This is a genomic window from Streptomyces sp. NPDC044033, assembly GCF_056434425.1.
On the sequence record NZ_JBWKFF010000018.1, the window covers coordinates 196,754 to 220,683 of the forward strand.

Here is a 23,930-nt window from a genome sequence, read left to right on the forward strand (position 1 = left end):
TTTTGAGGGCGGTCACTTCCCATCTTTGCGTTGTAGTCCTCCTCTGAGTCCCCCTCCCCCCCCCCCCGCAGTGGGGTGGGTGCTTGGTGATTAGTCGTGGGAGCTGATGATGCCGCCGTTGCTGAGCACGATGTAGACGCCGTTGGCGTCCATGCCGACGTCGTGCTGGTCGGCCGTCTCCAGGGTGTCGACGACCTTGCCGTCGGGGTCGAGGATCTGGGCGCGGTAGTGGAGTTCGCCGATTTTGGTGACCTTGGCGTCCCAGCCGCCCTTGAGGGCGAAGGTGCCCGGCCCGCTCTGGCCGTCGCCCATCCAGGAGTGGACCTTGCCGTCCAGGGTGAGCACGATGAACATGTCGTTGGCGTCGAGTCCGGCGGCCTCGTCGTTCGTCTCCAGCGTGGCCAGGACATCACCGTGGTTCACGATCTTGGAGCGGAAGTGCTGCTCACCGATCTTGGAGACCTGGGCCTCGCTGCCGTCCGGCAGGGGCAGGCTGCTGACCGGGGTCGCCGACCCGTCGCTGTCGCCGTCAGGCGCGCTGTCCGACTGCCCGTTCGCAGCGCCCGCCTTGGTGCCGGTCTTGGCGTCCGAACCCGCCTTGGCACCGGAGCCCTGCGCCTTGCCGTCCGAGCCCGCGCCGCCGGACTCGGCGGCTGCCGCGTGGCCCGTGGACTTCACGCCGGAGTCGTCCGAGCCGGAGCAGGCGGTCAGGGAAAGGGCGGCGGCCGCGGTCAGAGCCGCGGCGGCGATACGCAGGGTGCGGCGACGAGCGGTGCGGGCAGTGGCGATGGAGCGCATTTCGGGTCCCCCCGGGGGCAGTCGGTGACATTGTTTCCTCGGTACGTCACCAACTCTGACCGGGACCGCTACCGCAAGGGTGCCGCTCCGCTAACGTCCGGCTAACACGGGCATGAGCCGGGAAAAGACGCCGAGCGGAACCCGAATAACCGGCCAAGAACGCCCAGTTGGAGAACACACGACTGCTCGCGGGAACCAGGGATGCCCGACAGCCAAGGCCGTAGCTCCACAGGCATCCCGCCTCGCAACGACGACCGGAAGGCTCCGGGCGCTACCGGACACTCAGAAGCCACGCGTCCCGCCGGACACGTCGCCGCCGGGTGTCGCCGTGTCCCTGGCCGTCTGCGTTTCCGTCTGCGGGGGTTCCAGGGTGAGGCGGTCGCTGCGGGTGCGTCGGTAGCGCTGGTGGCCCGTGGTTCCGGCGTGCTGGCGCATCCACGCTCCGGCCGCATCCGCGGTGGCCTGCTCCCCGGACTCCGCACCGCATTCGCCGTCGCCGCCGCCGTCGGAGACGCATACGGAGCTGTACGCCGGGCGCGCCACGAGCACTTCGGCCCGCCAGGGCTCGCCGGGCACATTCTTGGCACCGAGCCGGATGGCGGTGTCCGGCCTGCCCCTGCCCGCCCGGTGCTCCGCGCACTCACACGGAGGGAACGCGATGCCGCCGGGCGAAAGGCCCGCCCCTCTCCTCGATTCGCCGAGCCGACCGACTGGCTTGAACAGCAGCAGCACCCCGTCCCCACCACTCTCCGCCATCAGCCGTGACAGTTCCGCCCGCGCCGTGCTCCTCATACCCACAACCGCCTCAACCCGCGCCGCACCCGATCCGCCAACTCCCGTGTGGGCTCCGCGTAGGCACGGGGTACCCAGTCAGGAGCCAATCGCCAGAAGCCACCGGCTCGGATCAGCGCCTGCACCTCATCAGCGTCGCTGTTCGGCACCGGGTCGGCCAGGTCAACGAGATAGCTCTTGTCTCGCTGCCCGGAGGGGTCAGGGCGCATGCAACTCACCATCCTCATATTCCGCACCACATCCGCCAGTTGGCCGGATTGCGTGGCATCAGAATGTGCCGGCGACCAGCAGCGTGCAAGGTTTCAGAACGAATGTCCCACGAAGAGGTGCCCGCATTGCGAACCGGGTTTCCCGGTGCTTTCATTTCGGGTGTCCAAAGTCCTTCGCATTGGGTGACAGGAAGGGGTGGCACGTGGCGGATGGGCCTACCGGATCCACCGTGCCTCGCAGACAGTTGGGCCGGTTCCTGCGTGATCTGCGCAACCGTGCTCGACTCACCGTGCGGGCGGCAGCGAACAAGCTGGAGTGGTCCGAGGCGAAGATGTGGCGCATCGAGACTGGTCAGACATCGCTGCGCAGCCTGGATGTCGAGGCCATGTGCAAGGTCTACGGTGCGCCGACCGACATGACCAAAGCGCTCATGGGGCTGGCGAAGGAGACCAAGGCGCGCGGCTGGTGGCACGCCTACGGAGACGCGATCCCTGAAGGGTTCGATCTCTATATCGGGCTCGAAGAGGCGGCTTCCCAGCTGGATTGGTACGAAAGCGAGCTGATCCCCGGACTGTTCCAGACCGAGGATTACTTCCGCGCCCTCATCATCGCCGACAATCCGCACGAAGCCCCCGACGAGATCGAGAGGCGCGTCGACCTCCGCATGGCCCGGCAGGTTCTCATCAGCAGGGCCACTGATCCGCCGACGCTGCACGTCGCACTCAGCGAGTCGGTGTTGCGTCGCCCTGTGGGCGGCAGAGGCGTGATGGGCGAGCAGCTTGCCCGCCTGGCGGAAGTCGGCAAGCTGCCCAACATCACGATCAGAGTGGTTCCGTTCAGTGCTGGACTGCATTACGGGATGACGACGGGCCAGTTCATCATTCTCCGATTTCCGCTCGGTAGGGACGGCAAACCGACTGAACCGCCCACCGTCTATTTGGACGGCTACACAGGGGCCCTCTACTTGGATCGACCGAACGAGGCAGAACGCTACGACGGCGCGTTCCAGGACATCTGGACCAAGGCACTTGACGAACAAGCATCCGCAGATCTGATCTCCGAAACGGCAGGAAGCTATGCACAAGGCTGATCTTCAGCGCGCCAACTGGCGCAAGAGCACCTACAGCAACGCCAACCAAAGCTGTGTCGAAGTCGCCGATGACTTTCCCGGAATGACCCCTGTCCGCGACAGCAAGGTCCCGCACGGCCCGGCGTTGGTCTTCAACAACTCGGCATGGAGCGGCTTCGTCGCGTTCGTCAGGACCATGGACATCTGAGCTCAGCAACACAACGAGCCCCCGCCGAACACGACTCCGGCGGGGGCTCTCTGCGAGTTCCGCGGACTTCGCGGGCATCCATTGGCGGCCTACCATCAACTACAGGTCGAAGCACTGTCCCAGGCGGCTTCCGTGACCATGATTAACCAGCTACGAAAGGGCAACCTGTGACGACCGAGTCCCCCCGTTGGGTCAAGTCCTCATACAGCAGCAACGGCGGTCAGTGCGTCGAGTGGGCGCCGACCGTAGCGGCGGCGCATGGTGTCGTCCCCGTCCGTGACAGCAAGAATCCGAACGGCCCGGCGTTGAACATCGACACCGCCGCGTGGAGCGGCTTCGTCGCGTTCGTCAGGACCATGGACATCTGAGCTCAGCAACACAACGGGCCCCCGCCGAACACGGCTCCGGCGGGGGCCCGTTCCGAACTCCGCGGCAGTGGGCCGCACGTCACAAGCGGTCGGGACCAACGCGTGGTGTGCGTCGTGAAGCTGCCGGTCACGGCCCTGGCACGAAGGCCGTGATCGCGTCGACGAGGCCGTCCGGAGCTTCCAGTGGGATCAGGTGGCCCGTGTTCGGGATCACGGTGAAGTCGGCTCCGGAGAGGTTCGGGCGCGATGCGGCCGCTGTTGAGACGATGACGTTCGACCGTCTCCGCGAGCTGAACGACGGCGGCACGCAACGTGCCGACTTCCATGCCTCGCTGTCGTCGACGCCGGGCACGGAACCGTCACGGTGGACTTCCTCCGGCACCCGCTCCAGGAGCGGTCCGCGGTGTGGGTCGCTCCCGGCGCGGTGCACCGATGGGACGACATCGCCGACGTGGCAGGGCACGTCGTGCTGTTCGTGCCGACAGCGCCGGTCACCCACGCCGCCCGGGAGCTCGTCGCGTCGCCGGACCTGGTCGCGCACTGGAGCGTTCCCGACGCCGACTGGCCGTTCGTCGACGCCGCGCGCGACCATCTCCTCCTCGAAGCGTCCGCCCCGCCCGGGGATGTCGCGACGGAGCTGCCCGAGATCCTGCTCTCCGCGCTCATCGCCCGGCTCCGGCCACCACACGCCGAAGCGCGGTCGGCGAATCCGGTGTTCCGGCTGTTCCGGTCCAGCGTCGAAGCGCACTTCCGGGAACACCACGACGCCGACTACTACGCCCGGGCACTGGGATACGCGCCCCGCACGCTCTCCAGAGCGGTGCAGCAGGTCACCGGCCGCACCGCGAAGGCGTACATCGTCGACCGGATCGCCCTGGAAGCCAAGCGGCTCCTCGCACACGACCGCCTCACCGCGGCCGGCTGCGCCGGCGCGCTCGGCTTCCCCGACCCGTCGAACTTCTCGGTGTTCTTCCGGAAGGCGACAGGCACGCGCCCGGGGGCGTGGCAGAAGACGGTGACCATCGAGTGAGCCGGGCATGCTCGCCGAGTCGGTCAGACAGGTCCGTAGATGGCGTCGTCAGCCTTGGTGGTCAGCGCCCATCAGCGGTCGCCGTAGGACCAATGCCACTACTCGGTGGGGTAGTTGACGAATCCAGCGCTGCCCATGGCTCGGGCCAGGAGACCGCGATTGCGGCGTGCCGAGCCGGAGAGCCCGGGAGCGTCCATCGGGCAGTGCTCCTCGTCTCCGGTGCGGTGGCCGTTCACGGCACCGCCCATGTCCATCTCGACGCCATCGGCGTCAATGAGCGTCAGGTCCAGCGCCGCGCCGGCGCGGTGCGGGGCCCCCTCGACCGGGGAGACGAAGGCACTGGCCCGGCGGGCAGCCTTCCTCCGCGCGGACGGGGCCAGGGGGCGTGAGGTGCGGCGGCGCGGGCGCCCTCGCGTAGGGTGACCGTCTCATCCGGCGCACTGCGACAAGGATCGGCCCATGCGCAGTAGCACCAGGATCCGCCTGATCGAGCCCGCCGACGCCGCCCCGATCGCCGCGCACCGGCTGCGGGACTTCGAGGCTTTCCGGCCGTGGGAACCAGCCCAGCCGGCCGACTTCTTCACCCCGCAGGGGCAGGCGGAGCGGATCGACAGGCTGCTGGCCGGGTACCGGACCGGCGCGGTCTGGCCGGGTGTGGTGCTCGCCGACGAGCAGGTGATCGGACAGGTCACTGTCGGAGGCATCCTGCCGCAGCCGCATCTGCGCCGCGCCTCCGTCGGATACTGGATCGCCTGCGCCGCCCAGAACCAAGGGCACGCCGGACGCGCCGTCGGGCTCGCGCTCCGGGTCATGACGGACGAACTCGGGCTGCACCGCGCCGAGGCGTCCACGAATCCGGAGAATCTGCCGTCGCAACGGGTGCTGCGCCGCAACGGTTTCAGCCCGTACGGCGTCGCGCACTCCTCGATCCTTCTCGACGGGAGCTGGCGGGACGGGCTGCTGTGGGAACGGATCCTCGGCGAATGAGTCGGGTAGCGGGTCACGTTGCCGTGACCGGCTAGTGCTGTGGCCGGGAGCCTTCGCCGTGTTGGGCAGTCAGACGGTAGCCGGTAGCGGTTTGCCGCCCCAGCGGATGTCGCGTTCGCTGCGGATGCGTGTTCGTTCGCGTCGTTGGGCGGCGAGGGCGTTGGGGTGGCGGGTGTTCTGGTTTCGCCGGCGGAGGCAGGCGTGCAGGCCCGGGTCTGGACGGTGTGGTTGGCGTGGTTCGAGCTGGCCAGGGTGAACTGCCGCAGAGACCTTACAGGTGGCTTTGATCCGGCACAGGCCGTGGCGCGAACTGTCGTGGGCATGCCCCCTGTCCGGTACCCCGGCGGCGCGAGAAAAGGATCCGCGTGGTTCGAAGGGGTCGTCAGCAGGGAGATTCCGTATGAGATCCCGGCATCTGCGGTTCCCGAGGGGCTGGTCTGGGGACGCGTCGCTACGGTTTGCGGCCCCATGCGGTCACGAACGCGATGGCGGCGTCCCAGTGGTGGCCGCCTTCGAGGTAGGCGACCGTCTCGTCCACGTCGCCCGGACGGGCGTAGCCCCTGGCCGTGATGTCCGGCCACAGGTGGCGCATGGTCCGTGCCATGAAGATGCCCCCCGGCTTGTCGGGGCCGACGATCAGGGCGTGGTAGCCGACTCCTACATCGGTCATGCCGGCGTCGTGCATGCGCTGCGCGTAGGTAAGCCCGCAGGTCATGGAGGTGCCGAGTTCCGCTTCCATGTAGCGGCGCAGTTGGGCGAAGGTTTCGCGGAAGCGGGGGGAGAGGCGCAGTTCGGGGGCGTCGACCATGTCGGCGACGATCAGCCAGCCGCCAGGGGCGAGGGCGCGGGTCATCCGGTCGAAGACGAAGTCGCGGGCGCGCAGGTGCATCAGCAGGTTTCTGGCGTGGACGAGGCCGAAGGTTCCGAGCTTGTCCCAGGTGGCCTGCTCGCACACGTCGGCTTCCACGCACAGGTATCCGGCGTGTTCGTTCATGAGGGTGATGGAGCGGTCCACGCAGACGACCTCCGCTCCGGGGTGGTGCTCGGCCAGGTGTCGCGCCACGACGCCGGTGCCGCCGCCGACGTCGAGGATCCGCTCGTCGGCGGAGACGTCCAGGTTCCGCAGGTGCTGGTGGGTGTAGTCGGAGACGGCGTCGGACAGGCTGTCCAGCCGGGCTCGCTCTCCCCGGGTGCTGTGGGTGAACATCCGGTCGCCGTACTGCTCGTCATCGCTGTGGCTCATCCGGGTACCTCCGTGAAATTGCGTCCCGGGGAGGGCACACACCTGCCCGGGGCATCGGGTCCTGGTTGCCCGGACAGGTTTCCGCCGGGGCAAGGGGAAATGGGCGTCTTGCGGCTGGTCATCGTTTGCTGCTGCCGGGTGGCCTCCGCGGGCGAAGACGAGGGCGGGCGGGGCCGTTGCGCCGGTCAGAGTGGGGCGTCGATCCGGACAGCCTCGTCCAGGTCGACCGGTGCGGGCGGGCGGGCGGAGGCGACGACGACGGCTTTGGGGATGCGTTCGAACACGGTGAGGGCGTGGGCGCGCCGGTCGGCCTTGAGGCGTTCCATGGCGTGTTCGGTCAGTCCGGTGTTGCCGATCGCCCCGCCCTGGACGGGGGTGGGAGGTTCGCCCGCGCGGACGCGTTCCCTTCCGAGGTCGAAGACGAATCGTTTGGCGAAGTTCAGGTGGCTGGACGCCAGTCGCGTGGTCTCGGCGAGGAGGAGATAACAGGCTGCCAGTTCCGGATGGGCTGCGGCGGTGTGGACGAGTTCCTCGGGCCGCGCCGCTTCCAGATGGGCGGTGGTGGTCCGCGTACGGTCGAGGATCCGCTGCGGGACCGGGGCGCAGTCCATGATCCGGGCGAGCCGGTGCTTGTCCTCCGCCCCGAGCGCCGGGTACGAGCGCCGCACATAGTCCTGGTGGCCAGGGCGGTTGACGCCGGTCAGGAGGTCGCGGGCGAGGAATTCCGCGTCGTGGGCCGCACTGGGCGGATGGTCCCCGGGGTCCCAGTGGCCGGTGTACTGCCGCCAGACGTCGCTGAAGTACGCGGGGGTCAGCCGCCGCTCGATCGGCATGCGCAGGAACTGGGCGAACATCCGGTGCGTGGCGTTGATCAGCGCGGCGGCCGACGTCAGGCGCTCGACGGTTTCCTCTGCGGCGGGGATCTGGGTCACCAGCGGTTCGAGGAAGTCGTTCGCCGCCCTCTCCAGGACCCAGGTCTTCTTGAGGAAGAGGAAGAACTCCACCTCGGCCGGCTCGGCGGTGTAGGTGCGGCAGGCGCCGTCCGTGAACGAGGTGGCGGATGTCCACGTCCGGTCCTGCCAGGTGATGTGGACCGCAGGCGGGTTCCAGTGGAACAGGGACGCGTAACTGTCACGCTCCGGATGGCCGGTGCGCGTACGGTCGAAGACCTTGCGCAGATAGTCCCGGAACGGTTCGCCCCGCACGTGCAAGGCGGAGAACAGCGGGCGGGTGTCGTCCGCGGATATCTCTTCCCGCTGGACGAAGTGGCGTACACAGGACGATCCCCACATGCCCATCAGGCAGGCGACCTGCCGGGCCTGCTGCTCGGTGTAGACATACGGATCGGCTTCCAACAGTGGGAAGACGTCGGCGGTCAGTGCCGCCGTCAGCGCACGGGCCGGAAGCTCCCCGGACAGGATCGACCGGTTGAGGCTGGGGAGTTCTTTCAGTGTCCATAGGTTGAGGGCGGGAATGGTCATAGTCTGCGCCTTTCAGGGGCAGGGCATCCCTCCCCCACTCGCCTGCGGTTCTGTGCTGCATTGTGCGGGAGGCCATGTCGCGGGGTACTCCGATATCCGTGGGCCCACCGGCGATAAAGAACAAGAGGCAAAGAGCGGCTGTGTGAGGTCTGAGAGGACGGCACTTCTTCCCGACCGGTGCAGCCATGTCGCGGAGCGGGCCCCTGGTCCGTGAACGCGTCGGCGGTCGCCGACCCGTTCGGTGCCGGAACCATGGTGGAGTTCTCGTTACCCGGGCCAGGCGCCAGTGGGGAGCTGATCAGGATCCCGAACACCTCTGCCAGCGGTGGCAGCCGTCCTGGACTGCCGCCCGGATGAATCGGCTGAATCAGCCGCGGGGCATGGACGGATCGGACGTGCGGTGGGGCCGCCTGGCCGTCACCGCGGCATCCGGCAGGACACCTCCTCTCCGTCCGCCCAGGGTCGGTCGTCCCTGGCGTCTCCTCCAGCAACCCGCGAATCGCTGCGACAGAGAAGCGGCCCGGCATGATCGATGCGTGAACGCGTTGAACGCTTGTGCCCTCGTGAAACAGGCAGTCCCTGGAGGAACCGCCACCGGCACGCTCTGCCGGCCGGTCCCCGGCAAGCGGGCAAACCTGACTGAGCTGGTCGTCGACGCCGATCTCGTACCGGACCTCGCCCCGCTACAACCGGGGCAGGGTGTTCACCCACACCGCGACGGCCCAGTCGGTCAGCTGAGTCCGGCCGCCGAAGGACAGGATTGTGTCCGTCACCGCGATGCCGTGCGGATCGAACCCGGCCTTCACCGCCTTCGGTCGGAGAGGCCGCTCGTTGCCGTCGGCCAGAGCCTTCTGTCCCGCCGGGGTCAGGTTCCAGCTGTCCCGCCGGGGTCAGGTTCCAGATCGAGTGCCGGCTTCGCCGGTGGTGCCGTTGTTTCCGGTGCGGCCGGGAGGCCACCTACCGCCGCACCCACGGCATCACCTACTTCCACGGCTGCTACTCGGTCGGCAGCGACACGATGGGGGCGTCAACCGGCGCCGCAAGGGCATCGACCACACCTGGGCCGCCCCGCGGCCGATCCGCGCAGCCCGCCCGGACGACGCCCCGATCTACGTGATCCCCGACAACCTGTCCGCCCACCTGAACCCGGCCACAGCACTACCCGACCGCACCCCGTGGCCGCACCGTCATCCGGATGCCGTCCCGTGCCCACAGCACGAACCGTTCCACCGGCGTCACCTCGTGCCCCGGCGCGGGCCGGAAGCGCAGGCGTTTGAGGAGGACGGCCAGGACGAGCTGGGCCTCGACCGTGGCCAGAGCGGCGCCCTCGCAGCTGCGCGGCCCGATGCCGAAGGGGACGTACGCGAGCCGTGGCCGCTTGGCCGCCTCCTGCGGGGTGAAGCGCTCGGGGTCGAACCGTTCCGGGTCGGGCCAGTGCTCGGGGTTCAGGTGCACCGCCCAGAAGGGGTAGAACACCGTCGTCCCGGCGGGGAGTTCGTACGGGCCCAGGGCCAGGTCCTCGGTCGTCTCGCGCGCGCCGTACGGGCCGGGCGGGAACAGCCGCATCGACTCCTTGAGCACCATGTCCAGGTACGTGAGGCGCCGCAGGTCGCCATAGTCGGGCGCGGCGCGCTCGCCGAGCACCTCGTCCAGTTCGGCGGCGACGCGGTCGGCCGCGTCGGGGTGGCGGCCCAGCAGGTGCAGCGTCCACGACACGGCGACGCCGGTGGTGTGGTGGGCGGCGAGCAGCGTCATCATCACGGTGTCGCGGATCCGCGCCGGGCTCTCCCCGGCCTCGACGAGCGCCCCGATCAGGTCGCTGCGGTCGGTACGGCCGCCCGAGCGGTGCGCCGCCACCACGCGGTCGACCGTCGCGCGCAGATACGCGAGGGCCGCCTCGGCCCGTTCCGCCGAGCGCGGGTCGGTCCGCGGCACCTGGTAGAGACGCCCGAGGTACTCGGTGAGCACCTCCTCGAACGCCACGACGACGCGGTCCGCGTCCGTATCGGCGTCCGCGCCGCCGAACGCGAACCCGCAGATCATACGGAGCGACAGCGCCGTCAACTCCTTCTGGAGCTCGACGGGTTCGCCATCGCCCTGCCGCCCGGCCCAGCGGTCCGCGAGTTCCCGCGCCAGTTCCGTGAAGCGCGCGGTGTGCCGCTCGTGGGCCGGGCGTCCGGCGAACACCGAGAGCAGCAGCCGGCGCCAGGGCGCGTGCTCGTCGGCGGGGAGCACTTGCAGGTTGCCCGCCTCGCACAGCGGGTCCAGGAACGCGAACAACGCCTCGGGCCGCTTGTCGAGGTGCGCCGTGGCCTCCAGGAGTACGGGATCGGCGACCGATACGGCCGTGGCCGCGCCCGGCAGTTGGAACCGCACGACGGGGCCGTACGCGTCGTGCAGGCGCAATTGGTACCGGTGCAGGCCGCCCGCTGCCGCGACGGCGCTCAGCCCGCCGTCCTCCTGGTACTCGGGTCCGGGGATGCGCATGACGGTGCCTCCTGTGTCCGGGGCCTGCCCACGGGGCCGCCCGCAGGCCCCCTCGACTCGCCCGTGCCGTCCGCAGTTTCCCCCGTACCCGCGCCGCGCGCCATGACGCACGCCCCGTGCCCGTACCGGCCTCGGCGAGCGCTTCGCGGATCGCGGATCGCGGATCGCGTGGCGGGCGTCGCTCGCCATCGCCGGATCGGTGGCGCGGATGCCGGGTGACGCGATGGCGGCCTGCCAGCGCCTGCGGCCCGCCCGGCGCGTGGGGCCGTGAAACGGAAAGTCCGCCGCCCTCGGCGTGGAACACCGGGGCAGCGGACCTTCACACCGCTACGTCAGCGGGGACGAGTCCTCGCCGAGCGGAGACCGGTCAGCGATAGAAGATCGGCATGATGGCCTTGCTGTCGTCGCACCACACTTCGTGGTACCCGTTCGCCTGCGCCGACGGGAGTTCAGACGCCTCGCACGCCGCCTTCGAGGGGTACCTCTCCGCACCGATGGGCACCCAGCCGTCGCCGGGGGGAGCGGCGGCGGAGGCGGCGGTGGCGGACAGCGGGATGGCGATCGCCGCGGCACCGACAGCGAGGCCGAGACCGATACGGGAACTCCACGACTTCATAAGTCCTCCATTGTGCAGGCCATCTTCGGAATTGCACGCGCGGCCCGCTTCGGGAAGGCGCCCCGGTCGGCAAAGCCGGTGGCCCCGCGCGCTTCTTTCGTGAAGATAGATGCGCTCACTGAGGATGAAGTTCCCCGCGCGGCAGGGTTTTCGCGAGGGAGACTCGCGTTCACTGCCCGAACTACCCGGGCCGCACCATAACTTCGGACAAGGTGCGGAATTCCTCCACGCTTGAATGACAGCACGTCAATTCGGCCCGCCCTATGCCGCTTTGCGACTGAAGAGCACGGGCCCGGCCGTCAAGCAGCGATCGCGTGACAGTTGTTGTCGTCGCTGCCGACATAGACGGTCCCGTCCGCCACCACCGGCGAGGACCAGAGGGCTTGCCCGAGGCGCACGCCGTTCCAGCGCGCTGTGCCGTCCCGCGCGCGAAACGCGTACAAGCGGCCGTCGACGCTGCTGACGTACACCGTGCCCTTGGCCTCGGTCGGACGCGTCCGCACCATGCCGCCGGTGTCGGCCCTCCACCGCTTCCGGCCGTCGGCCGCGTCGACGGCGTACACGCGTCTGTCGTCGCTGCCGACGTACACCGTCGAGCCGACCACGAGGGGCGTCGAGGCCACGGGGGCGCCAATGGGGCTGGCCCAGCGCGCCTCCCGGTGCTTGGTGTCGATCGCGTACAGCTTCCCGTCGGTACTGCCGACGTACACCGTTCCGTCAGCGACCGCAGGGCGCCAGACAGCCCCCGCGGTGGGGGATTTCCGGGGGAATCGCCAGCGGAGTGCGCCGCTGTCGGCGTCGACCGCGTATAGGTGGCCGTCGTCGCAACCGGCGTACACCACCCCTTCCGCCACCGTGGGGCCCCAGACGGCGGCCGGAGAGGGAAACCCGTACTGCCAAAGCCTTTTGCCGCTCGCCGCGTCGATCCTGTGCAGGCTCCGGCCGTTCCCGTCACCGCTGCTGACGTACAGGGAGTCGCCGGCGAGCACCGGCGACGACCAGCCCAGCGGGGCGCCGGTGTCCCGCTCCCACCGCTGTTCTCCGGTGCGTGCCGCGATGGCGTACAGCTTGCCGTCGTCGCTGCCCGCGTAGACCACGCCGTCCGCCGCCACCGGTGCCGATCGCGACGTCCCTCCGGTGGAGAACGGCCGCTGCCACACGGCCCTTCCGGTGCGCGCGTGCACCGCGTAGACGTGCTGGTCATCGCTCCCGAAGTACACCACGCCGTTCGCCACGGCAGGATCCGAGCTGACCGGCCCGCCGGCCGCGGAAGTCCAGCGCTCCTGCCCCGGCGAGGGGCCCGGCGAGAGACCCGGGGCGTCGAAGACCCGCCAACCGGCGACGCCGATGCCCACAGCGGCGGTCGCCGTGGCCGCGTGCGCGAGGAAGGCCCGCCGGGTCGGCCACGCGGCCGTACGGTCCGGGGCCTCCTCGGGGCCGTCCTCGGACGGGCCGGTGTCCCGCACGGTCGCGGCAGGGGCCTGGGCGTCGCCCCGGCCGCGGGCGACGGCGGCGGGCCGGGGCGGGGACGTCGCCTCCAGGAGCCGGGCCCAGGGCCGGTACGGGACCGCGGTCCGGCCCGCCCACCCGGCGAGTACGTGTACGACCTTCATCAACTGGTCCAGGTCGCGCGGGTGGTGGCGGCCGTTGAACCAGTCGCTGAGCGTCTGCTCCGACACCCCGCTCCTCTTCGCCAGGGCGGCCCTCGTCGTACGCCGCCCCGACCGCGCCCGTACCTCCTTGGCCTGCGCTTCCAGGCTGATGAGCTCGCGAACGAGCGTGCCGGTGCCGTGCGGTGACTGCCGTGCCTCCACGGCCGGGCCTCCTCGCGCCGTGACCGGCCCGATGCCGGTACCCCTCCGCCGACGGGTACGGACGCGCCGACGCGTCCGTTCAGGTCCCGCCCCGCTCTCGGGAATTCCAGGACGTACGGCGGTTCCGATGCCCGTGCCCTCCGACTCGGAGGACTTCGGAGGGCGGCCCCGACCTGCCATTTCGTACGGGCGCCCGCGGATCCCTCCGGAGTTCCTTGGGGCCGGCGCGGCCCTTGCCGGCTACTGGGGGGCGCGCCGGCACGTATCCGGTGGACGGACGGAAGGGGACTTCTCATGGACCGATTTCCTGACGCACCGCACGGCGGCTCGGCCGTGGAACGGTGCACCGGCGGGCGGCTGGGAGCTGTGCTCCGCTCCCGCATCCCCCGGTCGCTGCTCCGCGGCGCGGCGGCCGGAGCGGGGCGCGCGTGCGCCATGGCGCTGGAGTCGGCGGTGACCGCCGTGATCCTGTTCCTGCTGCACAGCCTGTAGGGCGTCTCCCGTTGTGCGGCCTGTAGGGCCTGTCCCGTTGTGCGTCCTGTGGCGCCTGGGCTCGCGACGGGCGGGCGCGCAGAGCAACCCCGAACGGGCCCACGGCCTCTATAGGAGGGAGGCCACGAACGGCGTCACGGGCGTTGACCTGTGCTTTGCGCCGGTGTTCAGGCGCCCTCGGTCAGTGCCCCACGAAAGGTGACCCAGATGTACCAGCTCCACAATCCGAAGACGGGCGGGAAGCGGGAATCGGGGCGGCTGGGCTCCATAGGGTCCGATAAGAGGACTGGTCCCATTGGTCCTGTGCGCGGGGCGCGATCGGGTGACTCGCTGATCGACACGCGGGGGCATGGGGGTACGTTCACCAACGTGCCGACGATTTTCCGTGTTCTCAGGGTTCCGAAGGTTCAGCGAGCTCAGCGAGTTCGGCGGGTTCAGGTTGCGAGGGCTCCGCGGGCCGCGGCGCGCTACGGGGCCGTGGCCCTGACGACCGCGTCCCTGCTGCTGCCCGTGCTGCTGACCGCCGCCCCCGCCCAGGCCGCCGACCACACCGACGACAAGGGGAAGCCGCCGACCAAGCCGCCGGAGCGGATGTCCACGGTCGGCGGTGACCTCCTCGGCCGCCCCGGCCGCCAGGTGCAGCCGGAGTCGGGCGCCCCGGCGCTGCCGAAGGAGCTCTCCGGGCGGTCCTGGCTGATCGCCGACGCCGAGTCCGGCGAGATCCTGGCCGCCGAGAACGCGCACTGGCAGCTGCCGCCCGCCTCCACGCTGAAGATGCTCTTCGCCGACACCGTGCTGCCGAAGTTCCCCAAGACCCAGACGCACAAGGTGGCGCCGGAGGAACTGCAGGGCATGGGCGCGGGCAGCAGCCTGGTGGGCATCAAGGAGAACCTGACCTACACCGTCCACGACCTGTGGCGCGGCGTCTTCCTGAAGTCGGGCAATGACGCGGTGCACGTGCTGTCCGCGATGAACGGCGGCGTCCCCAAGACCGTCGCGGACATGCAGACCCACGCCAAGCAGCTGCGGGCGGACGACACGCATGTCGTCTCGCCGGACGGCTACGACGAGCCCGGCCAGGTCTCCAGCGCGTACGACCTCACGCTCTTCGCCCGTTCCGGCCTCCAGAACGCGGACTTCCGGGAGTACTGCTCGACGCAGAGCGCCCAGTTCCCGGGCGAGGAGAAGAAGGACAAGAAGGGCAAGAAGAAGCGCGAGAGCTTCGGCATCCAGAACACCAACCGACTGCTCGCCGGCGACCTCAATAACGGCGTCCAGCCGTACAAGGGCATCGCGGGCGTCAAGAACGGATACACGACCAACGCCGGGTCGACCTTCACCGGCGTCGCGCAGCGCGGCGAGCGGAAGCTGCTGGTCACGGTCATGAACCCGCAGAAGGCGGAGGCGGACGAGGTCTACAAGGAGAGCGCCAAGCTGCTCGACTGGGGCTTCGCGGCGGCCGGGCACGTCAAGCCGGTGGGCATGCTGGTGCCGCCGCAGGGCGTGGGCGACAAGTCCGGCGGCAAGCCCGGCGTCAAGAACCAGGGCGGCGCGCAGGCGTCGGTGGCCGGGTCCGGGGGCGGAGGCATGGGCACCGCCCTGGGGATCGCCGGCGGCGCCGTGGTGGTCCTGGCCGCCGCGGCCTTCCTCGTCCACCGGCGCTGGCCCCTCCGCCGGCGCTCCTGACCGGCCGGTGCGTCCGCCGACGCCCCTGACCGGCCCGTACGCCCCTCAGCGCCCCTGACCGGCTGTACGCCCGCCCCGCGCTCCTGACGGCCCGTACGCCCGTACGCGCTCCTCACCGGCCCGTTACGCCCGCCCGCGCCCGTACGACGGTCAGACGGGCCCCGCGCCCGCCCTGGGCAGCGGCCCGGTCAGAGCCTGTGTCGGGGGGGGGGGGGGGGGGGAGGAAGAGAAAAGGGTCCCGTCCCCCCAGAAACGCTCGCCCGGTGAGAGGAGAAGCATTATGCCCCCCCTCCCCACCCCCCCCCCCCCACGAGAAAAAGAAAAACCCCCCCCCCCCCCCCCCCCCCCCCCCCCCCCCCCCCCCCCCCTCCTCTCCCCCCCCCCCCCCCCCCCCCGACACAGGCTTTTCAGTCGCCGACGGCCGTGGCGCCCGTGGGCGGGGCCGCCGGTACGTCCGCCGCACCGGACGCCGTCCCCGTCTCCGTCTCCGCCTCCGGCTCCCGGGTCTCCCCCGCGGAAGCGGACGGCGTGGCCGTCCACGCCGCGCAGAACAGCGTCAGCTTCGCCGTGAAGCTGATCCACAGCAGCAGCGCGATCGGAGTGCCGAAGGCGCCGTACATGCTCTTCGCCGCGACGCCCTGGAGATAGCTGCTGAGCAGCAGTTTCAGCAGTTCGAAGCCGATCGCGCCGATGAGGCCGGCGACGACCATGCGGCGGCGGGCCGGGGAGACGCCGGGCAGCCGGGTGAGGACGTACACCATCAGGACGAAGTCGGCGAGGACCGCGAAGCAGAAGCCCGCGACCGACAGCAGCACGCTGCCCGCGCCGCCCTCCGCCAGGCCGATCTGCTCCGCCACCCAGCCCACCGCCGAGGACGCGAATGCCGAGGCGCCGAAGGAGACGAGGGCCACCCCGCCCAGGCCGAGCAGGACCGCGGCGTCCTTGAGCTTGAGCACGATGGGGTTGCCCGGGTCCTCCTCCTTCTCCCAGACGGCGCGCAGGCACTCGCGCAGCGAGCTGACCCAGCCGATGCCGGTGAAGAGCAGCAGCGCGCCCGCGACGACGCCGACCGTGGCCGCGTTGTCGACGAGGGAGCTGAGGTCGAGCTGGCCGGAGATGCCCGGCACCTGCTCGGCGAGTTTGTGTTCGAGGTCGCGCAGCTGCTGTCTGCTGAGCACCGCCGCCCCGATGGCCGCGCCCACCGTGATCAGCGGGAAGAGGGCGAGGAAGCTGGTGAAGGTGATCGCGGCCGCCAGCCGGGCCCACTTCACCCGTTCCAGCGTCTCGTACGAGCGCCACGCGTGCGTGCGCATCAGCCGGGCGATCACGGGGCCGATCCATGGCAGCCGGGTCAACCAATCCATGATCCACACCTATCCCTTTTGTCAGCGTTCATTCTCCCCGCCCATTCCCCTCGCCCATTCCCCTTGCCTCTCCGGTTCCTCGCGTCCTATCCCCGTGCCCCTGTCCCCGTGCCCCTTTCCCGGCGCCCCTTTCCCGGCATCCCTTTCCCCTCACCCATTTCCCGCGTCCGTACCCCGGTGATCATTCCCCCGCGGGCACCTGCCCTGTCCGCCCCGTCCGGAAAACCAGCGTCCGGGTACCCCAGAAACGCAGGCACGTGGCCAACGCCATGCCGATCCCCGCGCCGGATACGGCATCCGCGCGCGCCGAGGTGAGGCCGAGACCGTAGTGCGAGAGCGCCAGACACAGGAGTTGTACGAGCGCGCCCGCGACGTTCACCGCGAAGAAGACCGCGACCCGGTGGACGCGGCGGGCCCGGCCCCCGGCTGCGGCGCGGCGGCGGTAGGTGCCGACGGCGTTGCCGAGGTACGCCACCGTGCAGCCCGCCAGGAACGACAGCGTCTTCGCCGTCAGCGGGCCGAGCCCCGCCGGGCCGCGCAGCCACAGGAAGAGCCCCAGGTCGGCGGCGTACGCGGCCAGGCCGGCCAGCGCGAACCCGGCCAGCTCCGGCAGCATCGCCCGCACCCGCCCGACGAGCCCGGCCTTCATCCGCGTCCTCCGGCAGGGCCGCGCCACCCGCCCCGGCCCCTCACAGCCCCGCGACCGCCAGCCCGTACAGCGTCATCCACACCAGGGCGACGGCGGCCAGCCCCCGGTCCCGCAGCACCACGTCCTCGGGGGCGCCGGCCGTGCCCCGGTCGGCGAAGACCGCGTACCGCAGCACGGCGAGGATGAACGGCACCATCGACAGCTGCCGCCAGGGCAGCGAGCCGCCGTCCACCGCGCGGTCGCCCTCCAGCGCCCACAGGCAGTAGGCGAGGACCGCGACACCCGCCGCCAGCTGCCAGACGAACCGCAGATAGCCGGTGGTGTACTCGCGCAGCAGGGCGCGCGTCTCGCCGCCGCGCTCCGCCATCAGCAGCGCCTCGGAGTAGCGCTTGGCGGCCACCATGAAGAGCGCGCCGAACCCCGCCGTGATCAGGAACCAGCGCGAGAGGGGGATGGCCAGCGCCACCCCACCGATCATCGCGCGCATCAGGAACCCGGTGGTGACGACGGCGAGGTCGACGACGAGCACGTGCTTGAGCGACATGCAGTACGCGAGCTGCATCAGGACGTACGCGCCGAGGAGCCCGGCCGTCGCGGGGTTGCACAGCACCACGGCCGCCGCCGGGGCGAGTACGGCCAGCAGCCCGCCGACGGCGTACGCGAGGCCCACGGGCACCTCTCCGGCGGCGACGGGGCGGCGGCACTTGTCGGGGTGCGCGCGGTCGGCCTCGGCGTCGCGCGCGTCGTTGATGAGGTAGACGGCGGACGCGGCGGCGGTGAACAGGACGAAGACGACGGCCAGTTGGGCCGCCACGTGGACGGAGGCGAGCCGTCCGGCGGCCGCGGGGGCCGCGACGACGAGCACGTTCTTGATCCACTGCCGGGGGCGTGCGGTCTTCACGAGCCCGATCGGCAGCCCCGCGGCCCGCGCCCGGCCGGTCGCGGCGGGGGGCGGCTGGGGTTCTTCGAGGACCGCGGCGGGTTCACCCATACCGGCGACTCCCCCGGCCCGTACGCTCGCCCCCGCCACCCGCGCCCCCGGCCGCCCACCGCCGCCCCAGCCCCGCCGTGAACCCGCCCAGGAGCGCCCCCGCCGCCACGTCCGTCGGGTAGTGGACGCCCACCAGCAGCCGGGAGGCGCACATCGCCGCCGCCACCACCGGCACGTACCGCCTGGTTATGGGCCTGAGCGCGGCGAAGGCCACGGCCGCCGCGACCGATGACGCGGCGTGCGAGCTCGGGAAGGAGTGCCGGCCGGCGGTCCGTACGAGGGGGGCGCGGTGGCCCGTCAGGGGCGGCCGGGGGCGCCGTACGACGCGCTTGACGCCCATGCTGGCCAGGTGCGCCGCGCCTATCAGGGCGGTGCCGCGCAGCCACGCCGCGCGGTGTCCGGGGTCGGCGGCAGCGGCGGCGGCTCCGGCGGCGAGCCACAGCGCGCCGTGTTCGCCGCCGCGGGACAGGGCGCGGGCGGCGGCGGCCACCCGGGGGTCGGCGGCGCGGTCGCGGACCGCGGCGAGCAGGCGGAAGTCCAGCTCTTCGGGGGACAGCGGGGCCACCTCGTTCCGTTCTCCGTCGGCGTCCGGTCTCTCGACCGTCCCGGCTCCCGGAGCGGCGCTCGGGATCACCTTGTCTGACACACCATTAATCACTCTTTTTGGGGTGATGCGCGATATTTAATCCATAGGGGACCTTTCTGGAGATACCGTCGCGCCATGGCTGCCGAGACCGCCCCCGCCCCCCTCACCGGCTGGGGACGGACCGCGCCCACCGCGGCCCGCACCCTCCGGCCCCGCAGCGACGAGGAGGCCGTACGGGCGGTGCGGGAGTGCGGGGCGCGCGGCGCCATCGCCCGCGGCCTCGGCCGCGCCTACGGCGACGCCGCGCAGAACGCGGGCGGCGCCGTCCTCGACATGACCGGCCTCGGCCGCGTTCGCGCCATCGACGCCGAACGGGGCCTGGTCGTCTGCGACGCGGGCGTGAGCCTGCACCGGCTGATGCGGGTGCTGCTGCCGCTCGGCTGGTTCGTGCCCGTGACCCCCGGCACCCGCTACGTCACCGTCGGCGGGGCGATCGGCGCGGACATCCACGGCAAGAACCACCACGGCGCCGGGTCCTTCTGCCGCCACGTGCGCTCCGTGGACCTGCTCACCGCCGACGGCGCGATCCGCACCCTGACCCCCGACGACGACCTCTTCCACGCCACCGCGGGCGGCATGGGGCTCACCGGGATCGTGCTGCGCGCGACCGTGGAGCTGCTGCCCGTCGAGACCTCGCTGATGTCCGTGGACACCGAGCGCGCCCGCGACCTCGACGACCTCATGGCCCGGATGACCGCGGCCGACCACCGCTACCGCTACTCGGTCGCCTGGATCGACCTCGTCGCCCGCGGCGCCGCCACCGGCCGGTCCGTCCTCACCCGCGGCGACCACGCGCCGCTCGCCGCGCTGGGCGCGCGCGCCGCCCGTACGCCCCTGGCGTTCCGCCCCGGCAGCCTCCCGGCCGCCCCCCGGTACATGCCGCCGGGGCTGCTCGGGCGCGGCTCGGTCGGCCTCTTCAACGAGTTCTGGTACCGCAGGGCCCCCCGCCGCCGCACCGGCGAGCTCCAGAAGATCTCCGCGTTCTTCCACCCGCTGGACGGCCTGCCGCATTGGAACCGGATCTACGGGCCCCGGGGCTTCGTCCAGTACCAGTTCGTCGTCGGACACGGGGAGCAGGACGCTCTGCGCCGCATCGTGGAGCGCATCTCGCGGCGCGGCTGCCCCTCCTTCCTCGCCGTGCTCAAGCGCTTCGGCGCGGGCGACCCCGGCTGGCTCTCCTTCCCGATGCCCGGCTGGACCCTCGCGCTGGACATCCCCGCCGCCCTGCCGGGCCTCGGCGCCTTCCTGGACGGGCTCGACGAGGAGGTCGCGGCGGCGGGCGGCCGGGTGTATCTCGCCAAGGACTCCCGGCTGCGGCCGGAGCTGCTGGCCGCGATGTACCCGAGGCTGGCCGAGTTCCGGGCGCTGCGCGCCACGGCCGATCCGGGCGGCGTGTTCGTCTCCGACCTCGCCCGCCGCCTGTCGCTGTGAAGCCGGGTACGGGCCCGCATCCGCCCGGCGCCGTCCGGCGCGCGTCCGTACCTCCCAGCACCGCCCGGCGCGTGCCCGCCCGGCACTCGCCCGTACCCCCCAGCACCGTCCGGCGCGTGCCCGCCCGGCACTCGCCCGGTGCGCGTCCGTACCCACCCCCGCGAATTCGGCCCCGCGCATGGGGCACCCCGTGAATGGAGCACCCCCGTGAAGGACGCCTTCGGCTCGCCCCAGTCCCTGCTGATCCTCGGCGGCACGTCCGAGATCGCCCTCGCCACCGCCCGCCGCCTCATCGCCCGCCGCGCCCGTACGGTCTGGCTGGCGGGCCGCCCCTCCCCCGCCCTGGAGGCCGCCGCGGACCACCTGCGCGAACTGGGCGCGGAGGTCCGCACCGTCTCCTTCGACGCCCTCGCCCCCGAGCAGCACGAGAAGGCCCTGGGCAAGGTCTTCGCGGAGGGCGACATCGACCTGGTACTGCTCGCCTTCGGCGTACTGGGCGACCAGGCGCGCGCCGAGGAGGAGCCGCTGACCGCCGTACGCGTCGCGCAGACGAACTACACGGGCGCGGTCTGCGCGGGGCTGGTCTGCGCCAAGGCGCTGCGCGCCCAGGGGCACGGCTCGCTGGTCGTGCTCTCCTCGGTGGCCGGGGAACGGGCGCGGCGCGCCAATTTCGTCTACGGCTCCAGCAAGGCGGGGCTGGACGCCTTCGCGCAGGGCCTCGGCGACGCGCTGCGCGGTACGGGCGTCCATGTGCTGGTCGTCCGCCCCGGCTTCGTACGGACCCAGATGACCGCGGGCCTCAAGGAAGCCCCCCTGTCCGCGGACCCGGAGGCGGTCGCCGAAGCCGTCGAGACGGGGCTGCGGCGGAACGCGGAGATCGTCTGGGTGCCGGGTTCGCTACGGGCGGTGATGGCGGTGCTGCGGCACGTGCCGCGCGGGGTGTTCCGGCGGCTGCCTGTCTGAGCGACGGCGACCGCCCGTCCGAGCGCCGACGACTGCCTGTCTGAGTGAAGGCGACCGCCCGTCCGAGCGCCGGCGGTGCCCGTCCGAGCCCGCCCGCCCGGGGCTCACTACCGGGAGGCGGCGGGCGGCCGGGAGAGCCCGGCCTGGCGGGGCAGCGCGGACGTACGCCCCGCCCCGAAAGGGTACTCGCGGTCCAGCCGCCACACCTCGTCCGCGCCCTGCTCGTACAGCGCGAAGCCGTTGATCGTCCAGGCCGCCTCGAAGTCCTCCAGCTCCGCGTACGCCCGGTCCATCGCCTCCTCGGAGATGCCGTGGGCGACGGTGACGTGCGGGTGGTACGGGAACTGGAGCTCGCGCGGCACGGGCCCGGAGGCGTCCCGCACCCGCTTCTGGAGCCAGGCGCAGGCGGAGGTGCCCTCGACCACGTTGACGAAGACGACGGGCGACAGCGGGCGGAACGTCCCCGTGCCGCTGAGCCGCATCGGGAAGGGGCGGCCGGCGGCGGCGACCTCGGCGAGGTGCGTCTCGATCTCCGGGAGCGCCGCCGCGTCCACCTCGGTGGGCGGCAGCAGGGTGATATGCGTGGGGATGGCGTGGGCGGCCGGGTCCCCGAAGCTCGCGCGCCGCCCCTGGAGGAAGCTGCCGTACGGCTCCGGGACCGCGATCGAAACGCCGAGCGTTACGGTCCCCACTGCGTTCTCCCTCCGATGCGTCTGCGATACCAGTGTGGCGGCCGGGCCGCCTTCACGGCCAGGTTCCACGGTCCTGCGCGCACGGGCCGTAGGACCCCCGTGCGGGGGCCCGGGCGGCGGCGCCGGCTGTGTCACGTCGAGTTTCGGGTTTCAGTGCTTGGCGGGCAGGAAGCCCACCCTCTCGTACGCCTGGGCCAGGGTCTCCGCGGCGACCGAACGGGCCTTCTCGGCGCCCTTGGCCAGGATCGAGTCCAGCGTCTCGGGGTCGTCCAGATATTCCTGGGTGCGCTCGCGGAACGGAGTCGCCCAGTCGACCAGGATCTCCGCGAGCTCGGTCTTCAGCGCACCGTAGCCCTTGCCCTCGTACCGGCGCTCCAGTTCCGCGATGTCGGTGCCGGTGAGGGTGGAGTGAATGGTGAGGAGGTTGCTGACGCCCGGCTTCTTCTCGGCGTCGAAGCGGATCACCGTGTCGGTGTCGGTGACGGCGCTCTTGATCTTCTTCGCGGAGATCTTCGGCTCGTCGAGCAGGTTGACCAGGCCCTTGGCGCTGGACGCCGACTTGCTCATCTTCGCCGTCGGGTCCTGGAGATCGTAGATCTTCGCCGTCTCCTTGAGGATGTACGGCGCCGGGACGGTGAACGTCTCGCCGAAGCGGGCGTTGAAGCGGTCGGCCAGGTCGCGGGTCAGCTCGATGTGCTGGCGCTGGTCCTCGCCGACGGGGACCTGGTGGGCCTGGTACAGCAGGATGTCCGCGACCTGGAGGATCGGGTACGTGAAGAGGCCGACGGTCGCACGGTCGGCGCCCTGCTTGGCCGACTTGTCCTTGAACTGCGTCATCCGGGACGCCTCGCCGAAGCCCGTCACGCAGTTCATCACCCAGGCGAGCTGCGCGTGCTCGGGCACATGGCTCTGCACGAAGAGCGTGCACCGCGCCGGGTCCAGCCCCGCCGCCAGCAGCTGGGCGGCCGCGAGCCGGGTATTGGCGCGCAGCTCCGCGGGGTCCTGCGGCACGGTGATCGCGTGCAGGTCGACAACCATGTAGAAGGCGTCGTGCGTCTCCTGGAGCGCCACCCACTGGCGCACCGCGCCGAGGTAGTTGCCGAGGTGGAAGGAGCCTGCGGTGGGCTGGATGCCGGAGAGAACGCGGGGACGATCGAGGGCCATGCCTCCATTCTCTCAGGTGCCGGGACGTTCTCGGTCCGGCGGCGTCACCACGGCGCGAAGCTCCCCGGTGGCCGGGGGCTTGTTCATCCGGCCGCGAGCGCCCCGCCCGCGCGCCTCCCGGGCGGGGCGCTCCCCCGCCTATTCGCCGCGGCCACCCTCGCCACCCCTGTGACGTGCTCGCGTCACGCCTATGAAAGCCCGACCGTCCGCCGCGCTCCGCCGTAGCCGCGCGTCGACGGCGCCCCGCCGCGAGAGCCAGCAGGCCGACCTCGATGGTGCGGACGGTCTCGACGTGGCGGCGCGGTGGCGGATGGCCGATCAATAGCCAGGCGATGCCACCCGTCGGCGACGCGTCGAGCCAGGACGAGACGACGACCCCGGCGGCGAACCCCGGGCCGGGTACGGGCGCGGCTTCCACCCCGACCGAGGTCACCACCGCACGACCGCCCACACGACTTTGCCCATCGGCCGCTCTCCGACGCCCCACTCCGCGAGCGCGTCGACGATGAACAGGCCGTGGCCTCGCTGGCGTTCCACCGACTCCGGTCGACGGCGCGGCGGCCGTCGCCGGGTGTCGTGCACCTCGATACGTACTCGTCCGGGCTCGGCGTCGAGGACGACGAGGAGCGAGTCACCCGGCTCCGTGCCGTATCGGAGTACCGGTAGGCCACTGGCGAGGTTTCCGCTGTGCGGGTCCTTTTCCAGTGGCCCCCGGCCCGAACCCGCCGTGCACCCTTTCGATGCAGCGG

24 protein-coding genes and 5 pseudogenes are annotated in these 23,930 nt (G+C 71.5%); 12 read left to right on the top strand and 17 right to left on the bottom strand.

Annotated elements, in window-relative coordinates:
* Nucleotides 1-90: 90 nt before the first annotated feature.
* Nucleotides 91-798, bottom strand: coding sequence for a hypothetical protein (locus AC07AB_RS28900; RefSeq protein WP_478572696.1), 708 nt, complete (start codon nt 796-798; stop codon nt 91-93).
* A gap of 282 nt (nt 799-1,080) precedes the next feature.
* A complete protein-coding gene (locus tag AC07AB_RS28905) occupies nt 1,081-1,590 on the bottom strand; it encodes a DUF7848 domain-containing protein (RefSeq protein ID WP_478572699.1) in 510 nt (169 codons plus the stop codon).
* A 439-nt stretch (nt 1,591-2,029) separates the two neighbouring features.
* Between AC07AB_RS28905 and AC07AB_RS28910 the strand changes: the two genes are divergently transcribed.
* The 4 genes and pseudogenes from AC07AB_RS28910 to AC07AB_RS28925 all read left to right on the top strand — a co-directional run bounded on the left by AC07AB_RS28910 (nt 2,030) and on the right by AC07AB_RS28925 (nt 3,445).
* On the top strand, nt 2,030-2,890 hold the full coding sequence (locus AC07AB_RS28910) for a helix-turn-helix domain-containing protein (RefSeq protein ID WP_478572702.1): 861 nt from the start codon (nt 2,030-2,032) through the stop codon (nt 2,888-2,890).
* A complete protein-coding gene (locus tag AC07AB_RS28915; RefSeq protein ID WP_478572705.1) occupies nt 2,877-3,077 on the top strand; it encodes a DUF397 domain-containing protein in 201 nt (66 codons plus the stop codon). The genes AC07AB_RS28910 and AC07AB_RS28915 overlap by 14 nt, the downstream gene beginning before the upstream one ends.
* A gap of 81 nt (nt 3,078-3,158) precedes the next feature.
* Nucleotides 3,159-3,248 (top strand): annotated as a pseudogene (locus tag AC07AB_RS28920) (transcriptional regulator); the annotation flags it as partial.
* A complete protein-coding gene (locus tag AC07AB_RS28925) occupies nt 3,245-3,445 on the top strand; it encodes a DUF397 domain-containing protein (protein WP_478572708.1) in 201 nt (66 codons plus the stop codon). The pseudogene AC07AB_RS28920 and the gene AC07AB_RS28925, both read left to right, overlap by 4 nt.
* 127 nt (nt 3,446-3,572) lie before the next feature.
* Here AC07AB_RS28925 and AC07AB_RS28930 read toward each other — a convergent pair.
* Nucleotides 3,573-3,686: pseudogene (locus AC07AB_RS28930) on the bottom strand (alpha/beta fold hydrolase); the annotation flags it as partial.
* A gap of 25 nt (nt 3,687-3,711) precedes the next feature.
* On the opposite strand from AC07AB_RS28930, the pseudogene AC07AB_RS28935 reads away from it, so the two are divergent.
* Nucleotides 3,712-4,475, top strand: a pseudogene (locus AC07AB_RS28935) (helix-turn-helix domain-containing protein).
* 98 nt (nt 4,476-4,573) lie between these two features.
* On the opposite strand, the gene AC07AB_RS28940 reads toward AC07AB_RS28935, so the two are convergent.
* The gene (locus tag AC07AB_RS28940) at nt 4,574-4,855 is read right to left on the bottom strand and encodes a M15 family metallopeptidase (RefSeq protein ID WP_478572788.1); all 282 of its coding nucleotides are present in this window, start codon (nt 4,853-4,855) and stop codon (nt 4,574-4,576) included.
* Between the two features lie 79 nt (nt 4,856-4,934).
* On the opposite strand from AC07AB_RS28940, the gene AC07AB_RS28945 reads away from it, so the two are divergent.
* Entirely contained in the window at nt 4,935-5,462 is a 528-nt protein-coding gene (locus tag AC07AB_RS28945; RefSeq protein WP_478572711.1) for a GNAT family N-acetyltransferase, read from the top strand.
* 69 nt (nt 5,463-5,531) lie between these two features.
* On the opposite strand, the pseudogene AC07AB_RS28950 reads toward AC07AB_RS28945, so the two are convergent.
* From AC07AB_RS28950 to AC07AB_RS28960, 3 genes and pseudogenes are all read right to left on the bottom strand, one after another.
* Nucleotides 5,532-5,728: pseudogene (locus AC07AB_RS28950) on the bottom strand (IS630 family transposase); the annotation flags it as partial.
* A 185-nt stretch (nt 5,729-5,913) separates the two neighbouring features.
* Nucleotides 5,914-6,705: a class I SAM-dependent methyltransferase gene (locus tag AC07AB_RS28955; protein WP_478572714.1), complete on the bottom strand. Its 792-nt coding sequence runs from the start codon at nt 6,703-6,705 to the stop codon at nt 5,914-5,916.
* Nucleotides 6,706-6,890: 185 nt separating this feature from the next.
* On the bottom strand, nt 6,891-8,186 hold the full coding sequence (locus AC07AB_RS28960; RefSeq protein ID WP_478572718.1) for a hypothetical protein: 1,296 nt from the start codon (nt 8,184-8,186) through the stop codon (nt 6,891-6,893).
* 952 nt (nt 8,187-9,138) lie between these two features.
* Here AC07AB_RS28960 and AC07AB_RS28965 point away from each other — a divergent pair.
* Nucleotides 9,139-9,332 (top strand): annotated as a pseudogene (locus AC07AB_RS28965) (IS630 family transposase); the annotation flags it as partial.
* A 12-nt stretch (nt 9,333-9,344) separates the two neighbouring features.
* Here AC07AB_RS28965 and AC07AB_RS28970 read toward each other — a convergent pair.
* From AC07AB_RS28970 to AC07AB_RS28980, 3 genes are all read right to left on the bottom strand, one after another.
* The gene (locus AC07AB_RS28970; protein WP_478572721.1) at nt 9,345-10,673 is read right to left on the bottom strand and encodes a cytochrome P450; all 1,329 of its coding nucleotides are present in this window, start codon (nt 10,671-10,673) and stop codon (nt 9,345-9,347) included.
* 367 nt (nt 10,674-11,040) lie between these two features.
* Nucleotides 11,041-11,289 (bottom strand): hypothetical protein, encoded by a 249-nt coding sequence (locus AC07AB_RS28975; protein ID WP_478572724.1) that lies wholly within the window; start codon nt 11,287-11,289, stop codon nt 11,041-11,043.
* 299 nt (nt 11,290-11,588) lie between these two features.
* On the bottom strand, nt 11,589-13,103 hold the full coding sequence (locus AC07AB_RS28980; protein ID WP_478572727.1) for an outer membrane protein assembly factor BamB family protein: 1,515 nt from the start codon (nt 13,101-13,103) through the stop codon (nt 11,589-11,591).
* Nucleotides 13,104-13,397: 294 nt separating this feature from the next.
* On the opposite strand from AC07AB_RS28980, the gene AC07AB_RS28985 reads away from it, so the two are divergent.
* Both AC07AB_RS28985 and AC07AB_RS28990 read left to right on the top strand, forming a co-directional pair.
* Complete coding sequence (locus AC07AB_RS28985; RefSeq protein WP_478572730.1) at nt 13,398-13,595, top strand: hypothetical protein; 198 nt, start codon at nt 13,398-13,400, stop codon at nt 13,593-13,595.
* 477 nt (nt 13,596-14,072) lie between these two features.
* A complete protein-coding gene (locus AC07AB_RS28990) occupies nt 14,073-15,281 on the top strand; it encodes a D-alanyl-D-alanine carboxypeptidase family protein (RefSeq protein ID WP_478572733.1) in 1,209 nt (402 codons plus the stop codon).
* Nucleotides 15,282-15,688: 407 nt separating this feature from the next.
* Here AC07AB_RS28990 and AC07AB_RS28995 read toward each other — a convergent pair whose 3' ends face one another.
* The 4 genes from AC07AB_RS28995 to AC07AB_RS29010 form a co-directional block, all read right to left on the bottom strand.
* Nucleotides 15,689-16,645: a YihY/virulence factor BrkB family protein gene (locus AC07AB_RS28995; protein ID WP_478572736.1), complete on the bottom strand. Its 957-nt coding sequence runs from the start codon at nt 16,643-16,645 to the stop codon at nt 15,689-15,691.
* 181 nt (nt 16,646-16,826) lie between these two features.
* The gene (locus AC07AB_RS29000) at nt 16,827-17,294 is read right to left on the bottom strand and encodes a GtrA family protein (RefSeq protein ID WP_478572739.1); all 468 of its coding nucleotides are present in this window, start codon (nt 17,292-17,294) and stop codon (nt 16,827-16,829) included.
* A gap of 40 nt (nt 17,295-17,334) precedes the next feature.
* Nucleotides 17,335-18,285: a decaprenyl-phosphate phosphoribosyltransferase gene (locus AC07AB_RS29005; protein ID WP_478572741.1), complete on the bottom strand. Its 951-nt coding sequence runs from the start codon at nt 18,283-18,285 to the stop codon at nt 17,335-17,337.
* Nucleotides 18,278-18,841: a phosphatase PAP2 family protein gene (locus AC07AB_RS29010; protein ID WP_478572790.1), complete on the bottom strand. Its 564-nt coding sequence runs from the start codon at nt 18,839-18,841 to the stop codon at nt 18,278-18,280. The genes AC07AB_RS29005 and AC07AB_RS29010 overlap by 8 nt, the downstream gene beginning before the upstream one ends.
* Before the next feature lie 165 nt (nt 18,842-19,006).
* On the opposite strand from AC07AB_RS29010, the gene AC07AB_RS29015 reads away from it, so the two are divergent.
* Nucleotides 19,007-20,362, top strand: coding sequence for an FAD-binding oxidoreductase (locus tag AC07AB_RS29015; protein ID WP_478572744.1), 1,356 nt, complete (start codon nt 19,007-19,009; stop codon nt 20,360-20,362).
* A gap of 207 nt (nt 20,363-20,569) precedes the next feature.
* On the top strand, nt 20,570-21,325 hold the full coding sequence (locus AC07AB_RS29020) for a decaprenylphospho-beta-D-erythro-pentofuranosid-2-ulose 2-reductase (protein ID WP_478572747.1): 756 nt from the start codon (nt 20,570-20,572) through the stop codon (nt 21,323-21,325).
* Between the two features lie 107 nt (nt 21,326-21,432).
* On the opposite strand, the gene AC07AB_RS29025 is transcribed toward AC07AB_RS29020, so the two are convergent.
* Together AC07AB_RS29025 and trpS are read right to left on the bottom strand one after the other, a co-directional pair.
* Nucleotides 21,433-22,017, bottom strand: a complete 585-nt coding sequence (locus AC07AB_RS29025) for a 2'-5' RNA ligase family protein (RefSeq protein WP_478572749.1) — start codon at nt 22,015-22,017, stop codon at nt 21,433-21,435.
* 150 nt (nt 22,018-22,167) lie between these two features.
* On the bottom strand, nt 22,168-23,181 hold the full coding sequence (trpS, locus tag AC07AB_RS29030) for a tryptophan--tRNA ligase (RefSeq protein ID WP_478572752.1): 1,014 nt from the start codon (nt 23,179-23,181) through the stop codon (nt 22,168-22,170).
* Nucleotides 23,182-23,371: 190 nt separating this feature from the next.
* On the opposite strand from trpS, the gene AC07AB_RS29035 reads away from it, so the two are divergent.
* On the top strand, nt 23,372-23,506 hold the full coding sequence (locus AC07AB_RS29035) for a hypothetical protein (RefSeq protein ID WP_478572755.1): 135 nt from the start codon (nt 23,372-23,374) through the stop codon (nt 23,504-23,506).
* 104 nt (nt 23,507-23,610) lie between these two features.
* On the opposite strand, the gene AC07AB_RS29040 is transcribed toward AC07AB_RS29035, so the two are convergent.
* Nucleotides 23,611-23,930, bottom strand: a 320-nt coding sequence (locus tag AC07AB_RS29040; protein WP_478572757.1) for an ATP-binding protein, incomplete at its 5' end; no start/stop codon positions are given.